At 67.4% G+C, this 20,387-nt stretch carries 17 protein-coding genes; 1 reads left to right on the top strand and 16 read right to left on the bottom strand.

Annotated elements, in window-relative coordinates:
• Positions 1-41: 41 nt before the first annotated feature.
• Positions 42-1,418 (top strand): sporulation protein, encoded by a 1,377-nt coding sequence (locus tag AB0G63_RS07580; protein ID WP_360745818.1) that lies wholly within the window; start codon positions 42-44, stop codon positions 1,416-1,418.
• 3 nt (positions 1,419-1,421) lie between these two features.
• Here the strand turns inward: AB0G63_RS07580 and AB0G63_RS07575 are convergent, their stop codons facing one another.
• The 16 genes from AB0G63_RS07575 to AB0G63_RS07500 form a co-directional block, all read right to left on the bottom strand.
• Positions 1,422-2,336 carry an aminoglycoside phosphotransferase family protein gene (locus tag AB0G63_RS07575; RefSeq protein WP_360745815.1) on the bottom strand — a complete coding sequence of 305 codons (915 nt, stop codon included), beginning with the start codon at positions 2,334-2,336 and terminating at the stop codon, positions 1,422-1,424.
• A 197-nt stretch (positions 2,337-2,533) separates the two neighbouring features.
• Entirely contained in the window at positions 2,534-2,701 is a 168-nt protein-coding gene (locus AB0G63_RS07570) for a hypothetical protein (protein WP_360745813.1), read from the bottom strand.
• Positions 2,702-2,738: 37 nt separating this feature from the next.
• Complete coding sequence (locus AB0G63_RS07565; RefSeq protein WP_360745810.1) at positions 2,739-3,482, bottom strand: GAF domain-containing protein; 744 nt, start codon at positions 3,480-3,482, stop codon at positions 2,739-2,741.
• 343 nt (positions 3,483-3,825) lie between these two features.
• Positions 3,826-5,100 (bottom strand): hypothetical protein, encoded by a 1,275-nt coding sequence (locus AB0G63_RS07560; protein ID WP_360745807.1) that lies wholly within the window; start codon positions 5,098-5,100, stop codon positions 3,826-3,828.
• 640 nt (positions 5,101-5,740) lie between these two features.
• A complete protein-coding gene (locus tag AB0G63_RS07555) occupies positions 5,741-6,172 on the bottom strand; it encodes a hypothetical protein (protein WP_360745804.1) in 432 nt (143 codons plus the stop codon).
• A 157-nt stretch (positions 6,173-6,329) separates the two neighbouring features.
• Positions 6,330-6,518: a hypothetical protein gene (locus AB0G63_RS07550; RefSeq protein ID WP_360745801.1), complete on the bottom strand. Its 189-nt coding sequence runs from the start codon at positions 6,516-6,518 to the stop codon at positions 6,330-6,332.
• The gene (locus tag AB0G63_RS07545) at positions 6,515-8,491 is read right to left on the bottom strand and encodes a TIGR03960 family B12-binding radical SAM protein (RefSeq protein ID WP_360745798.1); all 1,977 of its coding nucleotides are present in this window, start codon (positions 8,489-8,491) and stop codon (positions 6,515-6,517) included. The genes AB0G63_RS07550 and AB0G63_RS07545 overlap by 4 nt, the downstream gene beginning before the upstream one ends.
• A gap of 94 nt (positions 8,492-8,585) precedes the next feature.
• Positions 8,586-10,103: a CYTH and CHAD domain-containing protein gene (locus AB0G63_RS07540; RefSeq protein WP_360745795.1), complete on the bottom strand. Its 1,518-nt coding sequence runs from the start codon at positions 10,101-10,103 to the stop codon at positions 8,586-8,588.
• A gap of 180 nt (positions 10,104-10,283) precedes the next feature.
• A complete protein-coding gene (gene rodA / locus AB0G63_RS07535; protein WP_360745793.1) occupies positions 10,284-11,483 on the bottom strand; it encodes a rod shape-determining protein RodA in 1,200 nt (399 codons plus the stop codon).
• Entirely contained in the window at positions 11,480-13,729 is a 2,250-nt protein-coding gene (mrdA, locus tag AB0G63_RS07530; protein WP_360745790.1) for a penicillin-binding protein 2, read from the bottom strand. The genes rodA and mrdA overlap by 4 nt, the downstream gene beginning before the upstream one ends.
• A gap of 83 nt (positions 13,730-13,812) precedes the next feature.
• On the bottom strand, positions 13,813-14,493 hold the full coding sequence (mreD, locus tag AB0G63_RS07525; RefSeq protein ID WP_360745787.1) for a rod shape-determining protein MreD: 681 nt from the start codon (positions 14,491-14,493) through the stop codon (positions 13,813-13,815).
• 13 nt (positions 14,494-14,506) lie between these two features.
• A complete protein-coding gene (gene mreC, locus AB0G63_RS07520; protein WP_360745784.1) occupies positions 14,507-15,448 on the bottom strand; it encodes a rod shape-determining protein MreC in 942 nt (313 codons plus the stop codon).
• A gap of 169 nt (positions 15,449-15,617) precedes the next feature.
• Entirely contained in the window at positions 15,618-16,637 is a 1,020-nt protein-coding gene (locus AB0G63_RS07515; protein WP_006133575.1) for a rod shape-determining protein, read from the bottom strand.
• Between the two features lie 392 nt (positions 16,638-17,029).
• Positions 17,030-17,443, bottom strand: a complete 414-nt coding sequence (gene ndk / locus AB0G63_RS07510) for a nucleoside-diphosphate kinase (protein WP_360745780.1) — start codon at positions 17,441-17,443, stop codon at positions 17,030-17,032.
• 67 nt (positions 17,444-17,510) lie between these two features.
• On the bottom strand, positions 17,511-17,867 hold the full coding sequence (locus AB0G63_RS07505) for a DUF4233 domain-containing protein (protein WP_360745777.1): 357 nt from the start codon (positions 17,865-17,867) through the stop codon (positions 17,511-17,513).
• A gap of 4 nt (positions 17,868-17,871) precedes the next feature.
• On the bottom strand, positions 17,872-19,356 hold the full coding sequence (locus AB0G63_RS07500; protein WP_360745774.1) for a folylpolyglutamate synthase/dihydrofolate synthase family protein: 1,485 nt from the start codon (positions 19,354-19,356) through the stop codon (positions 17,872-17,874).
• Positions 19,357-20,387 lie beyond the last annotated feature (1,031 nt).

Here is a 20,387-nt window from a genome sequence, read left to right as displayed (position 1 = left end):
ACGATGAACACTCGCCGTAATTCTCGGGTTGGCAGGGGAGCATGAGCCGAGAACCGAACGCTCAGTTGATCGCGGTCATGGACGAAGCGAAGGTCTCCAACAAGGGGCTGGCCAAGCGGATGAAGGACGCTGCCGCCCAGCGGGGTATCGGTCTCGGAACGACACACGTCTCGGTGCAACGCTGGCGAGACGGCGCCGGCATCAAGCCGGAGACGGCAGCGATCATGGCCGACGTTCTCAGCGCCAAGCTGGACCGTCGTGTCACGCCAGGTGATCTTGGCTTCTTCGACCATGCTCAGTCGACCGCCCCTGAGCCGATCGGCTACCCGAATACCGTCCCCGAAGCCCTGTCGATGCTGGACGACCTTGCACAGGAGCGCGCCGACCCCGCTGCGTTCGATCACCTGATCATTAGGGACGCCGACCTCAGCTCAGCGGTCCTGTCATGGGTGATCGCCCGGCCCGACGGCGTGCAGGCTGACAGGCCCGCACAGCAACGAGTCGGCATGCGCGACGTCCGCGCGATCAGGGATGCCGCCTCGATGTTCATGCAACTCGACTTCAAGTACGGCGGCGGCCATGGCCACAAGGCGTTACGCCACTACTTCCGGCACGAGGTCCTTCCGCTGCTTAACGCCAGCTACAGCGAGAAGGTAGGCACGGCACTGTTCGGGGCCGCCGCCGAGGTCTCTCAACTGCTCGCGTGGACCGCGTACGACGTGGGTAACCACCGGCTGGCCCACCGCTACCTCACATCCACGCTGCGGCTGTCCCAGGTCATCGACGACCGCATGTTCGGGGCACGCATCCTGGGCAACCTCAGCCACCAGGCCAACTACCTGGGGAACCACACCCAAGCCATCCAGCTTGCCCGCGCAGCCGTCGAGGGTGCCAAAGGCCGGGCCACTCCGCGAGCTATGGCCAACTACTGGGCGATGGAAGCCCGGGCGCTCTCCAACGCAGGCGACCGGGCCGGCGCGGCCGAGGCGATGAACCAAGCGGAACGAAACTTCGAGCGGGCCGACAGCGCCGACGACCCGGCGTGGCTGAGCTACTTCGATGACGCCGAGCTCTTGGGCGAGTTCTGCCACTGCTTCCGAGACCTGAGAATGCGACGGGAAGCCGTCGAGCACGCGCAACGAGCCGTGGACAGTACCGATCCGCAGTACGCCCGCACGTTGGGGTTCTGCCGCATGGTGCTCGCCCAGAGCCAGCTACTGAACGGCGAACTGGAGGCCGCCGTCACCACCGCGAGCCTTGCCGTCGTCGGCGGCGACTCCCTCCAGTCCTCCCGCTTCCAGCGCTACGTCACCGACTTCCAGGCCGAGGTCAGCACACACGCCGCACACCCCGCCGTCGTCGCTTTCAACGCGCAGGTGAGCGAAGCTCTCGCCCGCCTGGACGACGAGGACGAGTAGCGGCTACCACGGACGCCAATCCCGCGGCGCATCGTCGTTGCGCAAGCCAGCGATGCGCCGGCGGTACTCGGCCGCCGTCTCCTCGTTCTCCTGCACGTTCTGCATGAGCCACGTCGTCATACCGAACTCTTGCAGGCGCCGGAGCGTGTCGTAGCCGTGCCAGTCGTACAGGTCCCGCCCGTAGGCCCGCACGAAGTCCGCGTACTGCTCATCGGTCTGCCACCCAAGGCTGTGATGCTCGACCGCCGTGACCATCAGGTCCCACTCCGGGTGGTCGAAGCAGAAGCCCTCGAAGTCGATCAGGATCACCTCGTCCCGATCGTTCACCATGAGGTTCTGCACGTGAGCATCACCGTGCACGGGCCCCTTCGGAGTCTCGAACCTCAACTCCTCAAACTGAAGCCGCAGTTCCTGCCACCGCTTGCGGAGGAAGACCCGATCGTCGTCCGGGATCGGCGCCTTACTGATCCGCAACTCTTGCTTGTCGAAGGGGTCGAAGGCAGGCAGCTCAAGGTCCGCGGGCAGCGTCATAGAGTGCAGGTCCCTCAGGATGCCGCCCAGTTCCCCGTACGTGGCCTTCCGGTCGCCCTCCACAATGAGGCGCCAGAAGGTCACCGGGTGGCCGTCAGCCACAACCGGCTGCTCCAAGCCGTCAACGAGTCTGGCCGCAGGAAACCCCTCTGCCGCCAGCCACCTGGCCACAGCTACCTCAACACGAGCCTTCGGCAACCAGGGCTCTCCCCGAGCAACGCGGACGATGATCGGCGCCGACGCCAGCCGGAACAGCGCGTTCTCTCCAAGACGAATCAGCGCCGCGTCTCCGTTGTCGAGCCCCGCAGCCCGGCACGCGGCACTCATCACCCGCGTAGCCCTCGCCGACGTGAATCCCTCTTCCGATCGAGCAGCGTCAACTGCCATGCCCGTACCAGCTCCCCTAGTCCTGCGCGATCAACCAACGCACGCCTACGGGTGACCAACCCGACGTACGCCGGACACGCCTCAGACCGTACACATGGGAGACTCAGTTGGGCGAGAAGTAGCTGTTAAAATTCGACGGAAAATTTCCGTATTCTCGGCATGGAAGGCGTTCCATGTTCCGCGCCTTTGCGCCCCAGTCAGGCCGGCTTCTTCTTTACTTTATGCACCTTGATACGCTCAGCTACTTTACTGCGTGCGGTCTTCAGCGCTTCCTCCCGAATTTGATCGAAGTAGTCATCGCTCGAGAGATCTCCCGCCACCCACTTACTGCCGAGCTCCGCTACCACACGCTCTCGATGAGCCATAGCAACTCACACCTTTCTATCTGTGATTAGTTGCCACCTAAGCCTGGAAAATCCCGCTTCCAAGTAGATTCGCTAGCACTCTCACGAGTTGGACGTGAACATTCGTGAGGTCCCCAATATCTGGAGCGTCAACCGTCAGGAGGCCGAGCGCCTCATCGCCCGCGGTCACACTTACCGCAATGACTGTCCTATAGCCGGATGTCGTGGGAGTCACAAGAGGATTGCTAGCTATATCCTCAACGAATATTAGGTCTTTAGCTTGGACAAGATTAAGTAGATAATCACCGTCACTGGTGCCTGCCGAAAACTTCTCGCGGGGCGACTCGGCGCGCCCACTGTAACAAACCCGGTTAAGGTCACTGCCAACCATCTCATAATAGGCGCTTCTCGCCTTTTCATGTGTCAGCTTCACGGCCGATTGAACGATAGCTTGGCGAAGCTGGCCGATCTCCGCCTTACGCATGGCGCGAGGAGAAGCGGATATCTTCCCAAGGTAGCTCGTTATCGGAGCCAGAGCACCATTGAGGGTAGCGGTTAGGTCCGTTTGCGCCTGAATGGCAATATCTTCAGCAGCTTTGATAGATTTGCTATCTCGAACCTTCTCAATCGCGTTCACGGCAATACCCGCGAGGACCAAGGCTGACCCGGCAACAAGCAACCAGTGCTGAGCTGCACCTTTCGCCCCGCCAGCCAGCACACCGATGACGAAGGATCCAACGGCTGAAGCCGCAGATAGAAGCAATAGGATGTAGTAGCCGAGTCTATTAAAGACCGAAGCCATGCCGACACTCCCCGATACGACTTTTACACATACAGAATGGCTCCGTGAAACACGGAGCCATTCAGGTGACGCTCTTATGACTCATGTACGCGGCCGGCCATGCGTCGTACAGCATGCTCGAATGCGTTGGTGGATTGTGACTGCTCGGCAACTCGGCGTTGGACCCTTTCCTTCAAGACTCGGAGAACACTCAGAGGGAAGTATTCGTCGATTGCTTCCTGGACAGCAGTACGAGGGTCCGGATTTCCGTGACCGCTGCGCCGCTGGGTTAACGCTTTACTCACGTGACTCACCTTTCAACTAGGTGGGTGTTACGCATTGTACCGCACGCCGACGCCAATATCTAACCGATTTGCGCGGTGTACTGCTTCTTGCGTTTCAACCAGACGAACCCATCGCCCCGGGAAATAAGCGCCACATCTATTTCGCCGCCAACGGTTTGAGCATCATATATGCTGACTCTCTGCTTCAAGGAGGTGAGGTTGACGAGGCTCTCCGCAAGGACCCCGAGTTCGCCTTTTGGAAGTGAGGCGACACTTTGCCACATGGGCTCGATGTACTGGGTTTCCTGTTCATGCTGCATGCGCTTGAGGAAATCCCTATAGCGACCATGTATGGCCCGATGAAATAGCGTCGAGATCGTTTTCACGTCTTCCTCGGACAGACTTGGGAGGGCTTCTCCAAGTGAGGTTTCTGCCTCCGAGGAACTCTCAGCTACCCACTTGTCCCAGTAGTCAATGATGCTGCGTCTCACTTTTCCATTGATACCGGAAAGGAAGCTCCAGGCCATCTCGTCTTGGGCGAAGGTTTCCAAATGCCCTGGCTCAGCTAGAGTGACCTGCCGGGTCTGCAAGGGATCGGACAGGAGCGTTCCCATAACCCTTCCACCGACTTCTGCATGGCACATCCTCGGAAAGTAATCACTCTGACCGAATCCCGCAACAACGAGACCCGAGGAAGCCAAACCATGCTCATTTTTGCGCAAAGAATTCAATGCAACGTCAACGAGACGCTTCTTCTGCAATCTATTCAGGTCGAACTTGGCAAATAGCTCATCCAACAGGATGGCCACCGTGTCGGAATATTCCGCCCGAAGCTTCGCAAGGGGGAGCTTGTTCGACCACGGCCCATCTTCGCCTCTATCGGCTTCTTCAATGGCGTTTTCAATAGCGGAATCAACCAGCCTTTTCAGCTTGGCCTTGACGAGCTTTGCATCCTTCGTAAAACATGCCTCGAAGCCTTTCATTATGGAATCAAAAACGCCAACTAAAGCGGCGTAAGCCGCATCCAGGACAAGGAATTCTTCATTCTCCGTCGTGATCATTGAGTCATCTTGGATGATGAACTGAAGAAAATCTTCGGCGTAATCTTCAAGCCTGTCGAAAGATTTACCGGATCGGCTTTCGCGGTAACATTTTATAATGGTTTCCCAGGGCATCCCGCAGAGCTCTGAATTGTCGTACACCATTATGCCTACCGGGGCACCCTCAATCAGTTCGAACAACTTATTGACGGTGTCGTAGGTTTTTACTCCGCGCCGGCCGCTCGCGATCGTTACCGCGCTGTCCGCTGCCATTGCGACAGCAGATTTATTCATCACTACAGCTTCCGCTGTCACCCCGAGTGCCCCCACTCATCCCCATGGCGTCCCCGCTGGGAGGATACCCAGAGACGCACATGTATGAACAGACTCATCGTCAGCTCACCAATAGCGGTGCGATCAGACTGCCTCCGTCAGACCATCACGCCCCACGGATCATGATCATCTATAATCAAGATCCACTTTCGCAACAGACACCAGCGACCTCTCCGGCTCATCGGCCCGGTGAAGCAATCAGTGCGCCAGTCAACTCCCTACCGGGGTCGAGGCGCACCTTCTCTCTGACGGTACGACCGAGCCTCACATCCACTCCACCTCAGAGACGATCTGTGCACCGCTTCCATGACCTGGCAACAGCACATGAGAAGGGGTACACGGCACCGGCGGGTGAAGACGCGGAGTGCTCACCGCAGCCGCCTCCTCCTCGCTTGCCCCTGCCAGCGCCTCCATCGCCCGGTCGAGTGCCTCGCTCACGTCAGTGTTCGTGACCACTCGAAGCCGCCGCCTGACCAGCCTTCTTGACCGTCAGCGGCAGCAACTTCTCTCCGCTGTTACTTACTTGCGGCCAAGTGTCAATCTGCGGACACACCTTTCGCTACAACTGTGAGGTGAGCCCCTCAGCAGGTCAGGCCAGCTCTGCCTACGGACGCTAGAAGGGTCAACTGACCGCGACGCCGGGGATGAAGGCCACGAGGCCGGACAAGAAGCTGCCGATCGCGGCCAGCGTCACGAGAGTGGCCTTGCCGTCCGAGAACAGACCGGAGCAGAACTCGCGTACCTGGCGTCGGAGGATGAGCATCTTGAGCTTCTGCCAACGGTGTTGGCGGATGTGGCAGCCCATGAGGAGACCAGATGCATTGTTCCGGCAGCCGTCCTCACGGCCCCTGACAGGAGCAGCGCATGTCACGGGTGCTTGAAAGAAGCACCAGACGAGGACCAGCGCCGACAGAATAGCGACAATCGCAGGCCCTGCAGCCTTGTTGATCCATGCGGCAATCAGCAGCGCGGCGGCGATCACGCCCCACCACTGTCCCAAGCCGCCGAGTCGGCTATTTCTTGCCCTTGCCCCCGAGGTTGCCATGTTGCTCATAGTGACGTGGCGCAGGGTGCTGCGTGCCGTTTCCTGACCTCTTGACCGAAAAGGCTCTAAGCCTGGCTGACGTCTGGCTGCCAACGCATACAGCCTCAGACCGGTATCCGAGACGGCGAAGGTGCCCCGCAAAGATCCACAGTGCCCCTATGTACCCTCATACCCACTCCACCTCGGAGTGCACGCTGGAGGAGCTCCCCGGCCCCGGCAGTGGCGTCCTAGGGGTCACCTGCGCCAGCCGCTGGCGCCCCCGCTGCACGCCGAGCACGCCCAGCAGCGCCACCGCCTCTTCCTCTGTGACTTCCGCCATAGCGCCGGCGAGGCGCTGCAGCAGGTCATCACTCACGTCAGCGGCCCATTTGGGCTGCTCGGAGCCGTCTTTTTGACCGTCAGCGGCAGCAACTTCTTTCCGCTGTTACTTACTTGTGGCCAAGTGTCCATCTGCGGGCACACCCCGCAGTCGAAGCAGGGGGTCCAGCGGCAGTCCTCGACCTCTGTTTCGTCGAGGGCGTCCTGCCAGTCCTCCCAGAGCCAGTCCTTGTCCAGTCCGGAGTCCAGGTGGTCCCAGGGGAGGACCTCCTCGTAGGTGCGCTCGCGGGTGGTGTACCAGTCGACGTCCACGCCGAAGGGGGCCAGCGCCTTGTCGGCGCAGCTCATCCAGCGGTCGTAGGAGAAGTGCTCGCGCCAGCCGTCGAAGCGGCCGCCGTCGTCGTAGACCGCGCGGATGACGGCGCCGACGCGGCGGTCGCCGCGGGAGAGCAGGCCCTCGACGATGCCGGGCTTGCCGTCGTGGTAGCGGAAGCCGATCGAGCGGCCGTACTTCTTGTCGCCGCGGATCTTGTCCCGGAGCTTGGCCAGGCGGGCGTCCGTCTCCTCGGCGGAGAGCTGGGGCGCCCACTGGAAGGGGGTGTGGGGCTTGGGGACGAAGCCGCCGATCGAGACCGTGCAGCGGATGTCGTTGGAGCCGGAGACCTCGCGGCCCTTGGCGATGACCCGCGTCGCCATGTCGGCGATCTGCAGGACGTCGTCGTCGGTCTCCGTCGGCAGGCCGCACATGAAGTACAGCTTCACCTGGCGCCAGCCGTTGCCGTAGGCGGTGGCGACGGTGCGGATCAGGTCGTCCTCCGAGACCATCTTGTTGATGACCTTGCGGATGCGTTCCGAGCCGCCTTCGGGGGCGAAGGTGAGGCCGGAGCGGCGGCCGTTGCGGGTGAGTTCGTTCGCCAGGTCGATGTTGAAGGCGTCCACGCGGGTGGAGGGGAGGGAGAGGCCGATCTTGTCTTCCTCGTAGCGGTCCGCCAGGCCCTTGGCGATGTCGCCGATCTCCGAGTGGTCCGCGGAGGAGAGGGAGAGGAGTCCGACCTCCTCGAAGCCCGTCGCCTTCAGACCCTTGTCGACCATCTCGCCGATGCCGGTGATCGAGCGCTCACGCACCGGGCGGGTGATCATGCCCGCCTGGCAGAAGCGGCAGCCGCGCGTGCAGCCGCGGAAGATCTCCACCGACATGCGCTCGTGGACGGTCTCGGCGAGCGGGACCAGGGGCTGCTTGGGGTACGGCCATTCGTCGAGGTCCATGACCGTGTGCTTGGACACGCGCCAGGGGACTCCCGACCGGTTGGGGACCACGCGGGCGATGCGGCCGTCGGGGAGGTACTCGACGTCGTAGAAGGCCGGGACGTACACCCCGCCGGTCTTCGCCAGGCGGAGCAGGACCTCCTCGCGGCCGCCGGGGCGGCCCTCCGCCTTCCACTCCTTGATGATCCGCGTCATGTCGAGCACGGCCTGCTCGCCGTCCCCGATGACCGCCGCGTCGATGAAGTCCGCGATCGGCTCGGGGTTGAACGCGGCGTGGCCGCCGGCCAGCACGATCGGGTCGTCGAGGGTGCGGTCCTCGGACTCCAGCGGGATGCCCGCCAGGTCCAGGGCCGTCAGCATGTTCGTGTAGCCGAGCTCCGTGGAGAAGGACAGGCCGAACACGTCGAACGCCTTCACCGGGCGGTGGCTGTCCACCGTGAACTGCGGGACGCCGTGCTCCCGCATCAGCGCCTCCAGGTCCGGCCACACGCTGTAGGTGCGCTCGGCGAGGACGCCGTCCTGTTCGTTCAGGACCTCGTAGAGGATCATGACGCCCTGGTTGGGCAGCCCGACCTCGTAGGCGTCCGGGTACATCAGCGCCCAGCGGACGTCACAGGACTCCCACGGCTTGACCGTGGAGTTGAGCTCTCCGCCGACGTACTGGATCGGCTTCTGCACATGCGGGAGCAGAGCTTCGAGCTGCGGGAACACGGACTCGGCGGCCGCAGCGACTTCGGCAGACATCTCGCGAACCTTCGTGGGATGGACTGGCAGGGGTGACCATCTAGCCTAACGCGGCCGCCGCCCTTCCCCGTACGTTCAGAGGGCCGCCGTACGTTCAGATGTCCGTCGCCTGCCGCATCGGCGTCCACAGTCCGGGCAGCTGCGTCTCGGCCGTCGCCGCGCGGTGCTCCTCACGGCCGTAGAGGACGCCGTAGGTGAACGTGTTCTCCCCGGCCGCGTGCGCCACCGCGGCCAGCTCGCGCAGGGCCTGGCGGGCCATGACGCTGTCCTGGTGGTCGCCGAGCAGGCCCTGCAGGGTCTTCATGGACCTGGCCAGGTCGGACGCCGGGTCGCCGAGGGCCGCTACGGCCGCCTCCGCCGCGTACCGGGCCCGCTTGGCCTTCTTGCGGGCCTCGTGCAGGGCGAGGTCGCGGTCCTGGCCGGGCGGGAGCTCGATGGCCTGCTCGACGAGCGCCGCGACCCTGCCGAAGTCCTTGCGCACGGCCTTGGCGATCACCTTGGACGGCTTGCCGGAGGCCGCCGGGAGGAGCGGCGGGTGGTCGAGCAGCGCGTCGAGGGAGCCGAGGAGGGCGAGGTAGCGGGGTCCGTCCAGTACGGCGATCAGGCGCCGGCGCGACCCGCCGCGCCGGGCCTTCGCCCAGCGGCGCACGCGGGCGCGGACGGGGCCCGACACGAGGGCGTCGGGCAGTTCGTCCAGGGCGGCGGTGAGGCGGTCGGTGAGCACTTCGTGGTCGCGGTCGACGCCGAGTTCGCCGGCGAGCCACTTCAGTTCCTCGCCGACGGGGTCGGTGACAGCGCGGTCGAGCACCTTGCCGTAGGAGCGGAAGACGCTGCGCATCCGGCGGGTGGCGACGCGCATGCGGTGCACGGAGTCGTACGTGTCGAGCCGTACGGCCGGGTCGAGGGCGAGGACGGCCTCCCGCTGGGCCCGGAGGTAGGCCAGGACGTGGTCGCCGGCGGTCCGCGGGGCCTTGACGGGCCGCTGCTTGGCGCGCCGCTTCTTCCCGCTGCCGCGCGGGGCGGTCTCCGCCAGCGCGCGGGCCAGCTTCGACGGGGACTCCGACGGCCGTACGCCGGCGCCGCGCAGCCGCTTGTCGACCTGGTCGAGGAAGGCGGGGTCGCCGCCGTCGGCGAGTTCCACCTCGATCTCGGTCCACTGGGCGGCGCAGCCGGCGCCGGTGAGGCGTTCGGCGTGCACGGCGTCGACGCTGGCCTCGGCGAGCACGCGTCCTTCGGCGTCGACGAGGTCGCGCACGTCGCGGTCGGAGCGCAGCCGGACCACCGGGATCAGCTCGGCGTCGCGGATGCGGGAGCGGACGAGCCCGAGGTGGCCGGGCGGGACGGTGTCGGTGAGCGGGGCCCTGATCTCGTCCCGGACGCCGGGGGCGACGGGGAGTTTGAGGTGCCAGCCCGCGTCGGAGCCGCCGGTGCGGCGGCGCAGGGTGATGGCGGCCGCGGCGAGGCGCTGGTCGGCGGTGTCGTAGTAGGTGGCGTCCAGGCTCACGACACCCTTGTCGATGACGGCCGCGATCCCGGCGACGCCGGTGAGGTCGGGCAGGCCGCTGTCGTCGGATTCGTACTTCCGCTCGATCTCGCGCTTTGTGTCCGCCATGCCCCGAATCTACTGGGACATCACCCCGGGCGGCAGGGCCCTTCGGGCACGATCGTCCGCCGGCCGGGGGCAGCGCCCCCGAAGGGGCGCGGGGAACTGCGCGACCGGCCACGACGGCGCGGCAGACGATCGACGGCCTGGCGCGGCACGTCCACAGGCACGGCACTCCCAGCGGAGCGCTCAGGCCGACATGGGGCGCTGGACCTTGATCGACTGGAGCAGTCCGACCGCCACCCACACCGCGAACATCGACGAGCCGCCGTAGGACACGAACGGCAGCGGCAGGCCGGTCACCGGCATGATGCCGAGGGTCATGCCGATGTTCTCGAAGGACTGGAAGGCGAACCAGGCGACGACGCCGGCGGCGACCACCGTGCCGTACAGCTCGGTCGAGTCGCGGGCGATGCGGCAGGCGCGCCACAGCACCACACCCAGCAGAACGATTATCAGGCCCGCGCCGACGAAGCCGAGTTCCTCGCCCGCGACGGTGAAGACGAAGTCCGTCTGCTGCTCGGGCACGAACTGGCCGGTGGTCTGCGAGCCGTGGAAGAGGCCGGCGCCGGTCAGTCCGCCGGAGCCGATGGCGATACGGGCCTGGTTGGTGTTGTAGCCGACGCCGGCCGGGTCGAGGTCGGGGTTGGCGAAGGCGGCGAAGCGGTTGATCTGGTAGTCGTCCAGGATGTGCAGCTGCCAGACGGCGATCGCGCCGACGGCGCCGGCCGTGATCAGGCCGAACACCCAGCGGTTGGAGGCGCCGGAGGCGAGCAGCACGCCGAGGATGATGATGACCATGACCATGACCGAGCCGAGGTCGGGCATGAGCAGCACGATCAGTATCGGTACGGAGGCCAGTCCCAGGGACTGCAGGACGGTGCGGTGGTCGGGGTACTGCCGGTCGCCCGCGTCGACCTGGGCCGCCAGCAGCATCGCCATGCCCAGGATGATCGTGATCTTCACGAACTCCGAGGGCTGGAGAGAGAATCCGCCGCCGAGGACGATCCACGAGTGGGCGCCGTTGACGGTGGAGCCGAGCGGGGTGAGCACCAGCAGGATGAGCAGGACCGAGGCGCCGTAGAGGATGGGCACGACCGTGCGCAGGGTGCGGTGGCCGAACCAGATGGTGCCGATCATCAGGGCGAGTCCGATGCCGGTGTTCATCAGGTGCCGGAGCAGGAAGTAGTACGGGTCGCCCTGGTTGATCTCGTTGCGGTTGCGGGTCGCCGAGTAGACGAGGACGGAGCCGATCGCGGACAGCGCGAGGGCCGCCAGCAGTATCGGCCAGTCCAGGCGGCGGGTGACGGAGTCGCGGGCGAAGACGCGGCTCAAGCCCGCGCGTTCGGGACCGTATCCGGAGACGGAGAAGGTGTTGGCTCCGGTCATGTGAGCATCCTCCGGCTTCCCTTCCCGCGCGACCGCCTTCGGGTGTCGCGGTTGGTCGTCGTGGGCGACGCCGTGGTCGCGCCGGGCTGGGTCCCGTCCGGCGCGGTCGCGCCCTCGTCGGTCGCCTGGAGGTCCTCGACCGGGTCCTTGGAGATCTTCGGGGAGGCGATCGCGCCGTCGGTCTTGATCTTCGGCAGGGCCTTCTGCGGGGTGGGCAGCAGCGCCTTCTTCTTGTCGATCGAGCCGTCGGACTGGACGCCGTACAGCGCGCTGTAGATGTTGCGCACGGCCTCACCGGAGGCGCCGGAACCCGTACCGGCCTGGGCGATGGTCATGACGACCGTGTAGTCCTTGGAGTACGTGGCGAGCCAGGAGGTGGTCTGCTTGCCGTAGACCTCGGCGGTGCCGGTCTTGGCGTGCAGTTCGATCTGGTTCTGCGGCCAGCCGCCGAACTTCCAGGCGGCGGTACCGCGGGTGATGACGCCGGCGAGGGCGGAGTCCATGCCCTTGAGGGTGGCCTTGCTGACCGGCAGCTTGCCCTGGGCCTTGGGCTTGATCTCCCGTACGGTCTTGCCGTCCGCGCTGATGACCGCCTTGCCGATGGTCGGCTGGTACATGGTGCCGCCGTTGGCGAGGGCGCCGTAGATCACGGCCTCCTGGATCGGCGTGACGAGGGTGTCGCCCTGGCCGATGGAGTAGTTGATCTCGTCACCGGCGCGCATCTTGTTGCCTTCGAGGCAGTTCTCGTAGGCGATCCGCTCGACGTAGGAGCCGTCCTTCTTGCCGGTCTTGCACCAGTAGCCCTTGTTGGCCTCCCAGAACGCCTGCTTCCACTTGCGGTCCGGGACGCGGCCGGTGACCTCGTTGGGCAGGTCGACGCCGGTCTCCTTGCCGAGGCCGAACTGGTGGGCGGCCTTGAAGAAGTAGTCCTTGGCCTGGCCCTTCTTGGGGTTGATGCCGCCGTCCTTCTTCCACTCGTTGTGGGCGAGGCCGTAGAAGACGGTGTCGCAGGAGACCTCGAGGGCGCGGCCGAGGGAGATGGGGCCGAAGTTCTCGCCCTCGAAGTTCTTGAAGACCTGGCCGCCGACGGAGTAGGAGCTGGTGCAGGGGTAGCCGCCGTCCCACTCGTAGCCGGCCTCGACCGCGGCGGCGGTGGAGACCACCTTGAACGTCGAGCCGGGCGCGGACTGACCCTGTATGGCCCTGTTGATCAGCGGGTAGTCGGAGTTCTTGCCGGTGAGCTTCTTGTAGTCCTTGGCGGAGATGCCGCCGACCCACACGTTGGGGTCGTACGTCGGCGCGGACGCCATGGCGACGACGCGGCCGGTCTTGGCCTCCATGACGACGACGGCGCCGGAGTCGGCCTTGTAGTTGGTGCCGGTGATCTTGTCGAACTGCTGGCGGGCGACCTTCATCGCGCGGTCCAGCTCGTACTCGGCGACGCGCTGGACGCGGGCGTCGATGCTGGTGACGAGGTTGGAGCCGGGCTGGGCGGCGTCCGCCTCGGCCTTGCCGATGACGCGGCCGAGGTTGTCGACCTCGTAGCGGGTGACGCCGGCCTTGCCGCGCAGCACCTTGTCGTACTGGCGCTCCAGGCCGGAGCGGCCGACCTGGTCGGAGCGCAGGTAGGGCGAGTCGGTGTCCTGGGCCTGCTGGATCTCCTCGTCGGTGACCGGCGAGAGGTAGCCGAGGACCTGCGCGGTGTTGGACTTGCCGGGGCTCGCGTAGCGGCGGACGGCCTCGGGTTCGGCGGTGATGCCGGGGAAGTCCTCGGCGCGTTCGCGGATCTGCAGGGCCTGCCGGGCCGTGGCCTCGTCGGTGATGGGGATCGGCTGGTACGGCGAGCCGTTCCAGCACGGCTGCGGCGTCTTGGCGTCGCACAGCCGCACCTTCAGCAGGACCTCCTTGGGGTCCATGCCGAGGACGCCGGCCAGCTTGGTGAGGACGGCCTTGCCGTCGTCCTTCATCTTCAGCAGGTCGGTGCGGGAGGCGGAGACCACGAGGCGGGTCTCGTTGTCGGCGAGCGGCACCCCGCGCGCGTCCAGGATCGAGCCGCGCACCGCGGGCTGGACGACCTGCTGGACGTGGTTGCCGGAGGCCTTCTTGGCGTACTCGGCGCCCTCGCGGATCTGCAGGTACCACAGGCGGCCGCCGAGGGTGCCGAGCAGGGAGAGCACGAGGATCTGGATGACGACGAGACGGATCTGGACGCGTGGTGTCCGTCCGGTCTCCGGGATATTCGTCATGGTGGCTGTCTCCCCCTCTCAGTGCGTGTACGAGTGATATACGACGGACCTGTGAGGCTCCGCGGCGGGCAACTGCCGTGTCGTCACAGCCGCTTGACCCCCTTGATGCGGCCCACGCGCGTGGTGCGGGTACGGGCCTTGGTCTTCAGGCCGCCGAGGCCGCCGCGCTGCCCGCCGATCTTCAGGCCGGTGCCGGTGGAGATCCAGCCGGAGGAGATGTCGGCGCTCTTCTTGGCGGCGGAGGTGCTGTCGGCGAGCGGGTCGTTCTCGGCGCGCCGGGCCAGGGCCATGATCCCGGGGACCACGAACGGGGCGAGCAGCAGGTCGTACAGGGCCGCGGTGAACATCAGGCCGGGCAGGCCGACGTGGCGGGCGGCGGTGTCGCCGACGAGGGCGCCGACGCCCGCGTACAGCAGGGTCGAGCCGATCGCCGCGACGACCACGGTGAGCATGGGGCCGGCGGCGGACTTCAGCCGCCCGTTCTCCGGTTTCATCAGGCCGGCGCAGTAGCCGATGACGCACAGCACCAGGGCGTAGCGGCCGGCGGCGTGGTCGGCGGGCGGGGCGAGGTCGGCGAGCAGGCCGGCGCCGAAGCCGATGAGGGCGCCGCCGACGTGACCGTAGACCATGGCGAGGCCGAGGACGGTGAGCAGCAGCAGGTCGGGGACGGCGCCGGGCAGGTGGAGGCGGGCGAGGACGCTCACCTGGATCACCAGGGCGACGGCGACGAGCACCGAGGCGAGCAGGATCCGGTTGACGCGCACGGGGAATCAGCTCCTACTGCTGGGACTGGCCGTCGGCAGGCGCGCCGGCTGACGGGGTGACCGTGACGGTGACCGTCGGCCTCGGGGTGGGCTTGGGCTTCTTCGGGAGCACCGTGTCGCGCGGGTCCTTCTTCGGGGCCTCCACGACGACGCCGACGATGTCGAGCTTGGTGAAGCTGACGTACGGCGTGACGTAGAGGGTGCGGGTGAGGCCGCCGCCGGAGGGGTCGACGCGGGAGACGACGCCGACCGGGACGCCGGGCACGAAGGGCTTGTCGGCCTGGGAGCCGAAGGTGGCCAGGCGGTCGCCCTTCTTCACCTCGGCCTTGCCGTTGAGGAGTTCGACGCGCATCGGGCGGTCGCCCTGCCCGGCGGCGAAGCCGAGTTCGTCGCTGTTCTCCATGCGGGCGCCGACGGTGAAGTCGGGGTCGTTGGCGAGCAGGACGGTGGAGGTGTCGGGGCCGACGGTGGTGACGCGGCCGACCAGGCCGTCGCCGTTGAGCACGGTCATGTCGCGTCTGATGCCGTCGTTGGCTCCGACGTCGATGGTGATGGTCCAGGAGAAGCCCTGGGCCGCCCCGATGGCGATGACCTCGGCGCCCTTGATGCCGTACTGGCCCTGGCCCGCGAGCTTCAGCATCCTGTCGAGCTGCTTGAGGCGGCTGCGGCTGCGGTCGTCGCTGCCGAGCTTCGCCTTGAGGGCCGCGTTCTCCTTCTCCAGCCGGGCGAGCCGGTCGTGCCGCTCACCGGAGTCCCGGATCGCGGAGACGGCGTTGCCGACCGGGTCGACCGCGGCGGACACGCCGTTCTCGATCGGGCCGAAGACGGTGGCCGCCGCCTGGCGGGCACCGTCGACCGGCGAGTCCTCTCCGCCGCGGATGTCCACCGTGATCAGCGCGAACGCGATGGCGATCAGCAGCACCAGGAGCAGCCGGCTCTCTCGTGTGTCCCTCACGTGCGGCGGCCGTGCCCTTCCTCATAGGAATGCGGTGGTTGGGAAATGTGATGGTGAATCGGGGCGAGCATATGCCTCTGCGGCAACTGCCTCCATGTCAACTGCCTCTATATCAACGATCCGCCGTACGAGAGGAGATCGTCTCGTACGGCGGAATCGAAGAGGCGGGTCATCTGCGCGGCTGGGCGTCCAGCACCTGCTGGAGCGCCTCGAACTCCTCGACGCACTTGCCCGAGCCGAGCGCCACGCTGTCCAGCGGGTCCTCGGCGATGTGGATCGGCATGCCCGTCTCGCGGCGCAGCCGCTCGTCGAGTCCGCGCAGCAGGGCGCCGCCGCCGGTCAGCACGATGCCGCGGTCCATGATGTCGCCGGACAGCTCCGGCGGGCACTTGTCGAGGGTCGTCTTGACGGCGTCGACGATCGCGTTGACGGGCTCCTCGATCGCCTTGCGCACTTCGGCGGCGGAGATGACGACGGTCTTGGGCAGCCCGGAGACGAGGTCCCGGCCGCGGATCTCGGTGTGCTCGTCGGTGTCGAGGTCGTACGCCGAACCGATCGTGATCTTGATCTGTTCGGCCGTCCGCTCACCCAGCAGCAGCGAGTACTCCTTCTTGATGTGCTGGATGATCGCGTTGTCCAGTTCGTCGCCGGCGACGCGGATGGACTGGGCGGTGACGATGCCGCCGAGGGAGATCACCGCGACCTCCGTGGTGCCGCCGCCGATGTCCACGACCATGTTGCCCGTGGCCTCGTGGACCGGCAGGCCGGAGCCGATGGCCGCGGCCATGGGCTCCTCGATGATGTGCACCTGCCGGGCGCCGGCCTGGGACGACGCCTCGATGACGGCGCGGCGCTCGACGCCGGTGATGCCGGAGGGCACACAGACGACGACCCGCGGACGAGCCAGATACCTCCGCTTGTGGATCTTCAGGATGAAGTAGCGGAGCATCCGCTCGGTGATCTCGAAGTCGGCGATCACGCCGTCCTTCAGCGGACGCACGGCGACGATGTTGCCGGGCGTACGCCCGATCATCTTCTTCGCTTCGGCGCCGACCGCGAGAATGCCACCGGTGTTCGTGTTGATCGCGACGACGGACGGCTCGTTGAGTACGATCCCGCGACCCCTGACGTACACCAGCGTGTTGGCGGTCCCGAGGTCGACAGCCATGTCACGGCCGATGAACGACATTGAGTTCCCCATCAGGATTCGTCTGGCCTTCCTGGGAGCTTTTGAGGGCTTTTCAGGTCGGCGAAGCGGGTGCGGTGACGTGAAGGCTTACATCGTAGACGCGCCTTCGCGAACACTGCGGGAGGGTCTTCGCCATTGTCAGCAGATGATGCGCGGCTCCGCTTGTGGAGACGGGCGTTCGGGGGCACTCGTTCCCTCGAACGCCGCCGCGTATGCACGAGGGTGCGGGGCCGCGGCACCGCACCCTCCGCTTGTGCTGACGCAGGCGCCGCGCGCGGAATGCGCGCGGCGTTGCACGTGGGACGCACGCGGCCGCGCGGCGCGGAATGCGCGGAACGGGGCTGTGCGCGGGCTGTGCGGGGGGCTGCGCGCGTGGGGTTACGCGCGGCGGGTTACGCGCGCCCCGGGAAGAAGATCTTCACCTCGCGCTCGGCGGACTCCTCGGAGTCGGAGGCGTGGATCAAGTTCTCGCGGACGATGACGCCGTAGTCGCCGCGGATGGAGCCGGGCGCGGCGGCGATCGGGTCGGTCGGGCCGGCCAGCGCGCGGACGCCCTCGATGACCCGCTCGCCCTCCACGATCAGCGCGACGACCGGGCCGGAGGACATGAACTCGACCAGCGGCTCGTAGAACGGCTTGCCCTTGTGCTCGCCGTAGTGCTGCTCCAGCGTCTCCTGGTCCAGGGTGCGCAGTTCCAGCGCGGTGATCTGCCAGCCGGCCTTGCGCTCGATGCGGCTGATGATCTCGCCGGTCAGGCCGCGACGGACGGCGTCGGGCTTGAGGAGGACGAGGGTGCGCTGGGTCACGGGAAGGCTCCTTATTTCCTGCCAGGTGTGCGGTGGGACGAGGCTACAGGGCGTGTCCGGGCACCTGTTACACAGCGTCAGGGGTCGAGGAGTCCGACTGTGCCGCGAATCTCGCCTTCGCCTCGTCGATCTTCCGTCCGTAGTGCACCGACGCCCACCACAGGGCGGCGAAGACGGCGCCCAGGAAGAACATCGTCGGGACGGCGAAGCCGGAGGCGATCAGGGCGGCCTGCAGGACCCAGCCCAGCACGACGCCGCCCGGACGGGTGACGAAACCGCACAGCAGCAGGCACAGCAGCATCGCGACGCCGCTGACGGTCCACACGGTCGTCATGGACAGCGCGGGATCCTTCATCGCGACCAGCCCGGCGAAGCCGATGACGAAGAACTCGCCGATCAGGGTCGAGGAACACAGCACGCGCACGGGGTCAGCCCCTTCCCAGGAGCAGTCGGGCCTCGCCGACGGTGATGACGGAGCCGGTGACGAGGACGCCGCCGCCCGCGAACTCGCCCTCCTCCTCGGCGAGCGTGATGGCCGCCTCCAGGGCGTCCGGCAGCCGCGGCTCGACCTGGACGCGCTCCTCGCCGAACACCTCGACGGCGATCGCGGCGAGCTCGTCCGCGTCCATGGCGCGGTGGCTGGAGTTCTGGGTGACGACGACCTCGGCGAAGATCGGCTCGAACGCCTCAAGGAGCCCGCGGACGTTCTTGTCGCCGCTCGCGCCGACCACGCCGATGAGGCGGCTGAAGTCGAACGCCTCCTGCACCGCCTCGGCGGTGACGCGGGCGCCCGCCGGGTTGTGGGCGGCGTCCAGGACGACGGTGGGCGAGCGCCGCACGACCTCCATGCGGCCCGGCGAGGAGACGGCCGCGAACGCCTTGCGGACGGTGTCGATGTCCAGCGGCTCGGCACGCGCGGCGCCGACGCCGAAGAACGCCTCGACGGCGGCGAGCGCCACGGCCGCGTTGTGCGCCTGGTGCGCGCCGTGCAGCGGCAGGTACACCTCGGCGTACTCGCCGCCCAGGCCGCGCAGGGTGACCAGCTGCCCGCCGACGGCGACCTGCCGGGCGACGACGCCGAACTCCAGGCCCTCGCGGGCCACGGTGGCGTCCACCTCGACGGCCTTCTTCAGCAGCACCTGCGCCGCGTCCACCGGCTGCTGGGCCATGATCACGGTCGCGTCCTGCTTGATGATGCCGGCCTTCTCCACGGCGATCTCGCCGGGCGTCCCGCCGAGCCGGTCGGTGTGGTCGAGGTCGATCGGCGTGACCACGGCGACGTCCCCGTCGATCACGTTGGTGGCGTCCCAGCTGCCGCCCATGCCGACCTCGACGACGGCCACGTCTACGGGCGCGTCGGCGAAGGCGGCGTAGGCCATGCCCGTGAGCACCTCGAAGAACGACAGGCGGTACTCCTGCTGGGAGTCGACCATCTCGACGTAGGGCTTGACGTCCCGGTAGGTCTCGATGAACCGCTCGGCGGAGATCGGGGCGCCGTCCAGGCTGATCCGCTCGGTGATCGACTGGACGTGCGGCGAGGTGTAGCGGCCGGTGCGCAGCTCGAAGGCGCCGAGGAGGGCCTCGATCATGCGGGCGGTGGAGGTCTTGCCGTTGGTGCCGGTGATGTGGATCGAGGGGTACGACCGCTGCGGTTCGCCCAGCACGTCCATCAGCGCGGAGATACGGCTGACCGAGGGCTCCAGCTTGGTCTCGCCCCAGCGGGTGGCGAGTTCCGCCTCGACCTCCCGGAGCGCCTTGTCCACCTCGGGGTCCTCCGGGCGCGCGGGCACGTCGGCCTGCGGCGGGCCGCCCTGGGTGCGCAGGGTGCGGCTGCCGGCCTCGATCACGGCGAGATCGGGGTCGCGGTCGGTCTCGGCGTCGATGATCTCGTCGAAGGGATCGCTCTCACTCACGCGGCCAGTCTACGGAGCCCCGAAGGCAAAGTCGGCGCTGCCTCGGGGGCCGGGCGACGGGGGCGGGCCCCGAGGCACGGGATACCTCGCGGCGTGCCCGGGAGGCTGGGCGGCCGGGGCACGGGACGCCGGAGAGACTGGGCGGCGAGGGCACGGGACGCCCCCCCCCCCGAGACCGGGCGGCCAGGGCGCGGGACGCCCGAGAGACCAGGCGGCCAGGGCACGGGACGCCCCCAGAGACCAGGCGGCCGGGGCGCAGGACGCCCCCAGAGACCGGGCGGCCGGGGCGCAGGACGCCCAAGAGACCGGGCGGCCGGGGCGCAGGACGCCCAAGAGACCGGGCGGCCGGGGCGCAGGACGCCCCCAGAGACCGGGCGGCCGGGGCGCAGGACGCCCAAGAGACCGGATGGGCGAGGCACGGGATGCCCGAGAGACCGGGCACCGGAGGCACCGGACGCCCCCAGAGACCGGGCGCCGGAGGCACCGGACGACCGAGACGCAGGGCGGCCAAGGCGCGCGGCACTCCCAGAGACCGGGCGCCCGAGGCGCGGGACGCCCCAGACACGGGGTAGCACGAGACGCCGACGCCCCAGAAACCAGGTACCCGAGACGCCGGACGCCGGAGAGGCAGGGGGCCGCGGGGGCCTGTGGGGCGGGGTGCGGGGTGATCGAGATGCCGGGATGGCCGAGAGACCGACGTGACCGAGAGGCAAGGTGCCCCAGAGGCAAGGTGACCGAAGGGCCGGGATGTCGAGGGGCCGGGGCTGGTGCGATCGGGGCCGGGGCGGCCAAGTGGGTGCGGCCGGGGCTGGACCGGCGCGGGCGGGTGGCTGCGGCCTGGCCGGGTCGCGGCAGCCGGACGGCTGCGGCCGCGCCGGTCGCGCCGGTCGGGCCGGTCGGGCCGGTCGGGCCGGTCGGGCCGGTCGGGCCGGTCGGGCCGGTCGGGCCGGTCGGGCCGAGCCGGTCAAGCGGCCTCGGCCAGCGCTGGACCGGGGCAACCGGACGGCTGCGGCCGCGCCGGTCGGGCCGGT

The organism is Streptomyces sp. NPDC020996, assembly GCF_040641355.1.
In the GTDB taxonomy this organism is placed as follows: Bacteria; Actinomycetota; Actinomycetes; order Streptomycetales; family Streptomycetaceae; genus Streptomyces.
The sequence above is the reverse complement of the archived record's forward strand: the minus strand, read 5'-3'. Positions and strand labels throughout refer to the sequence as shown.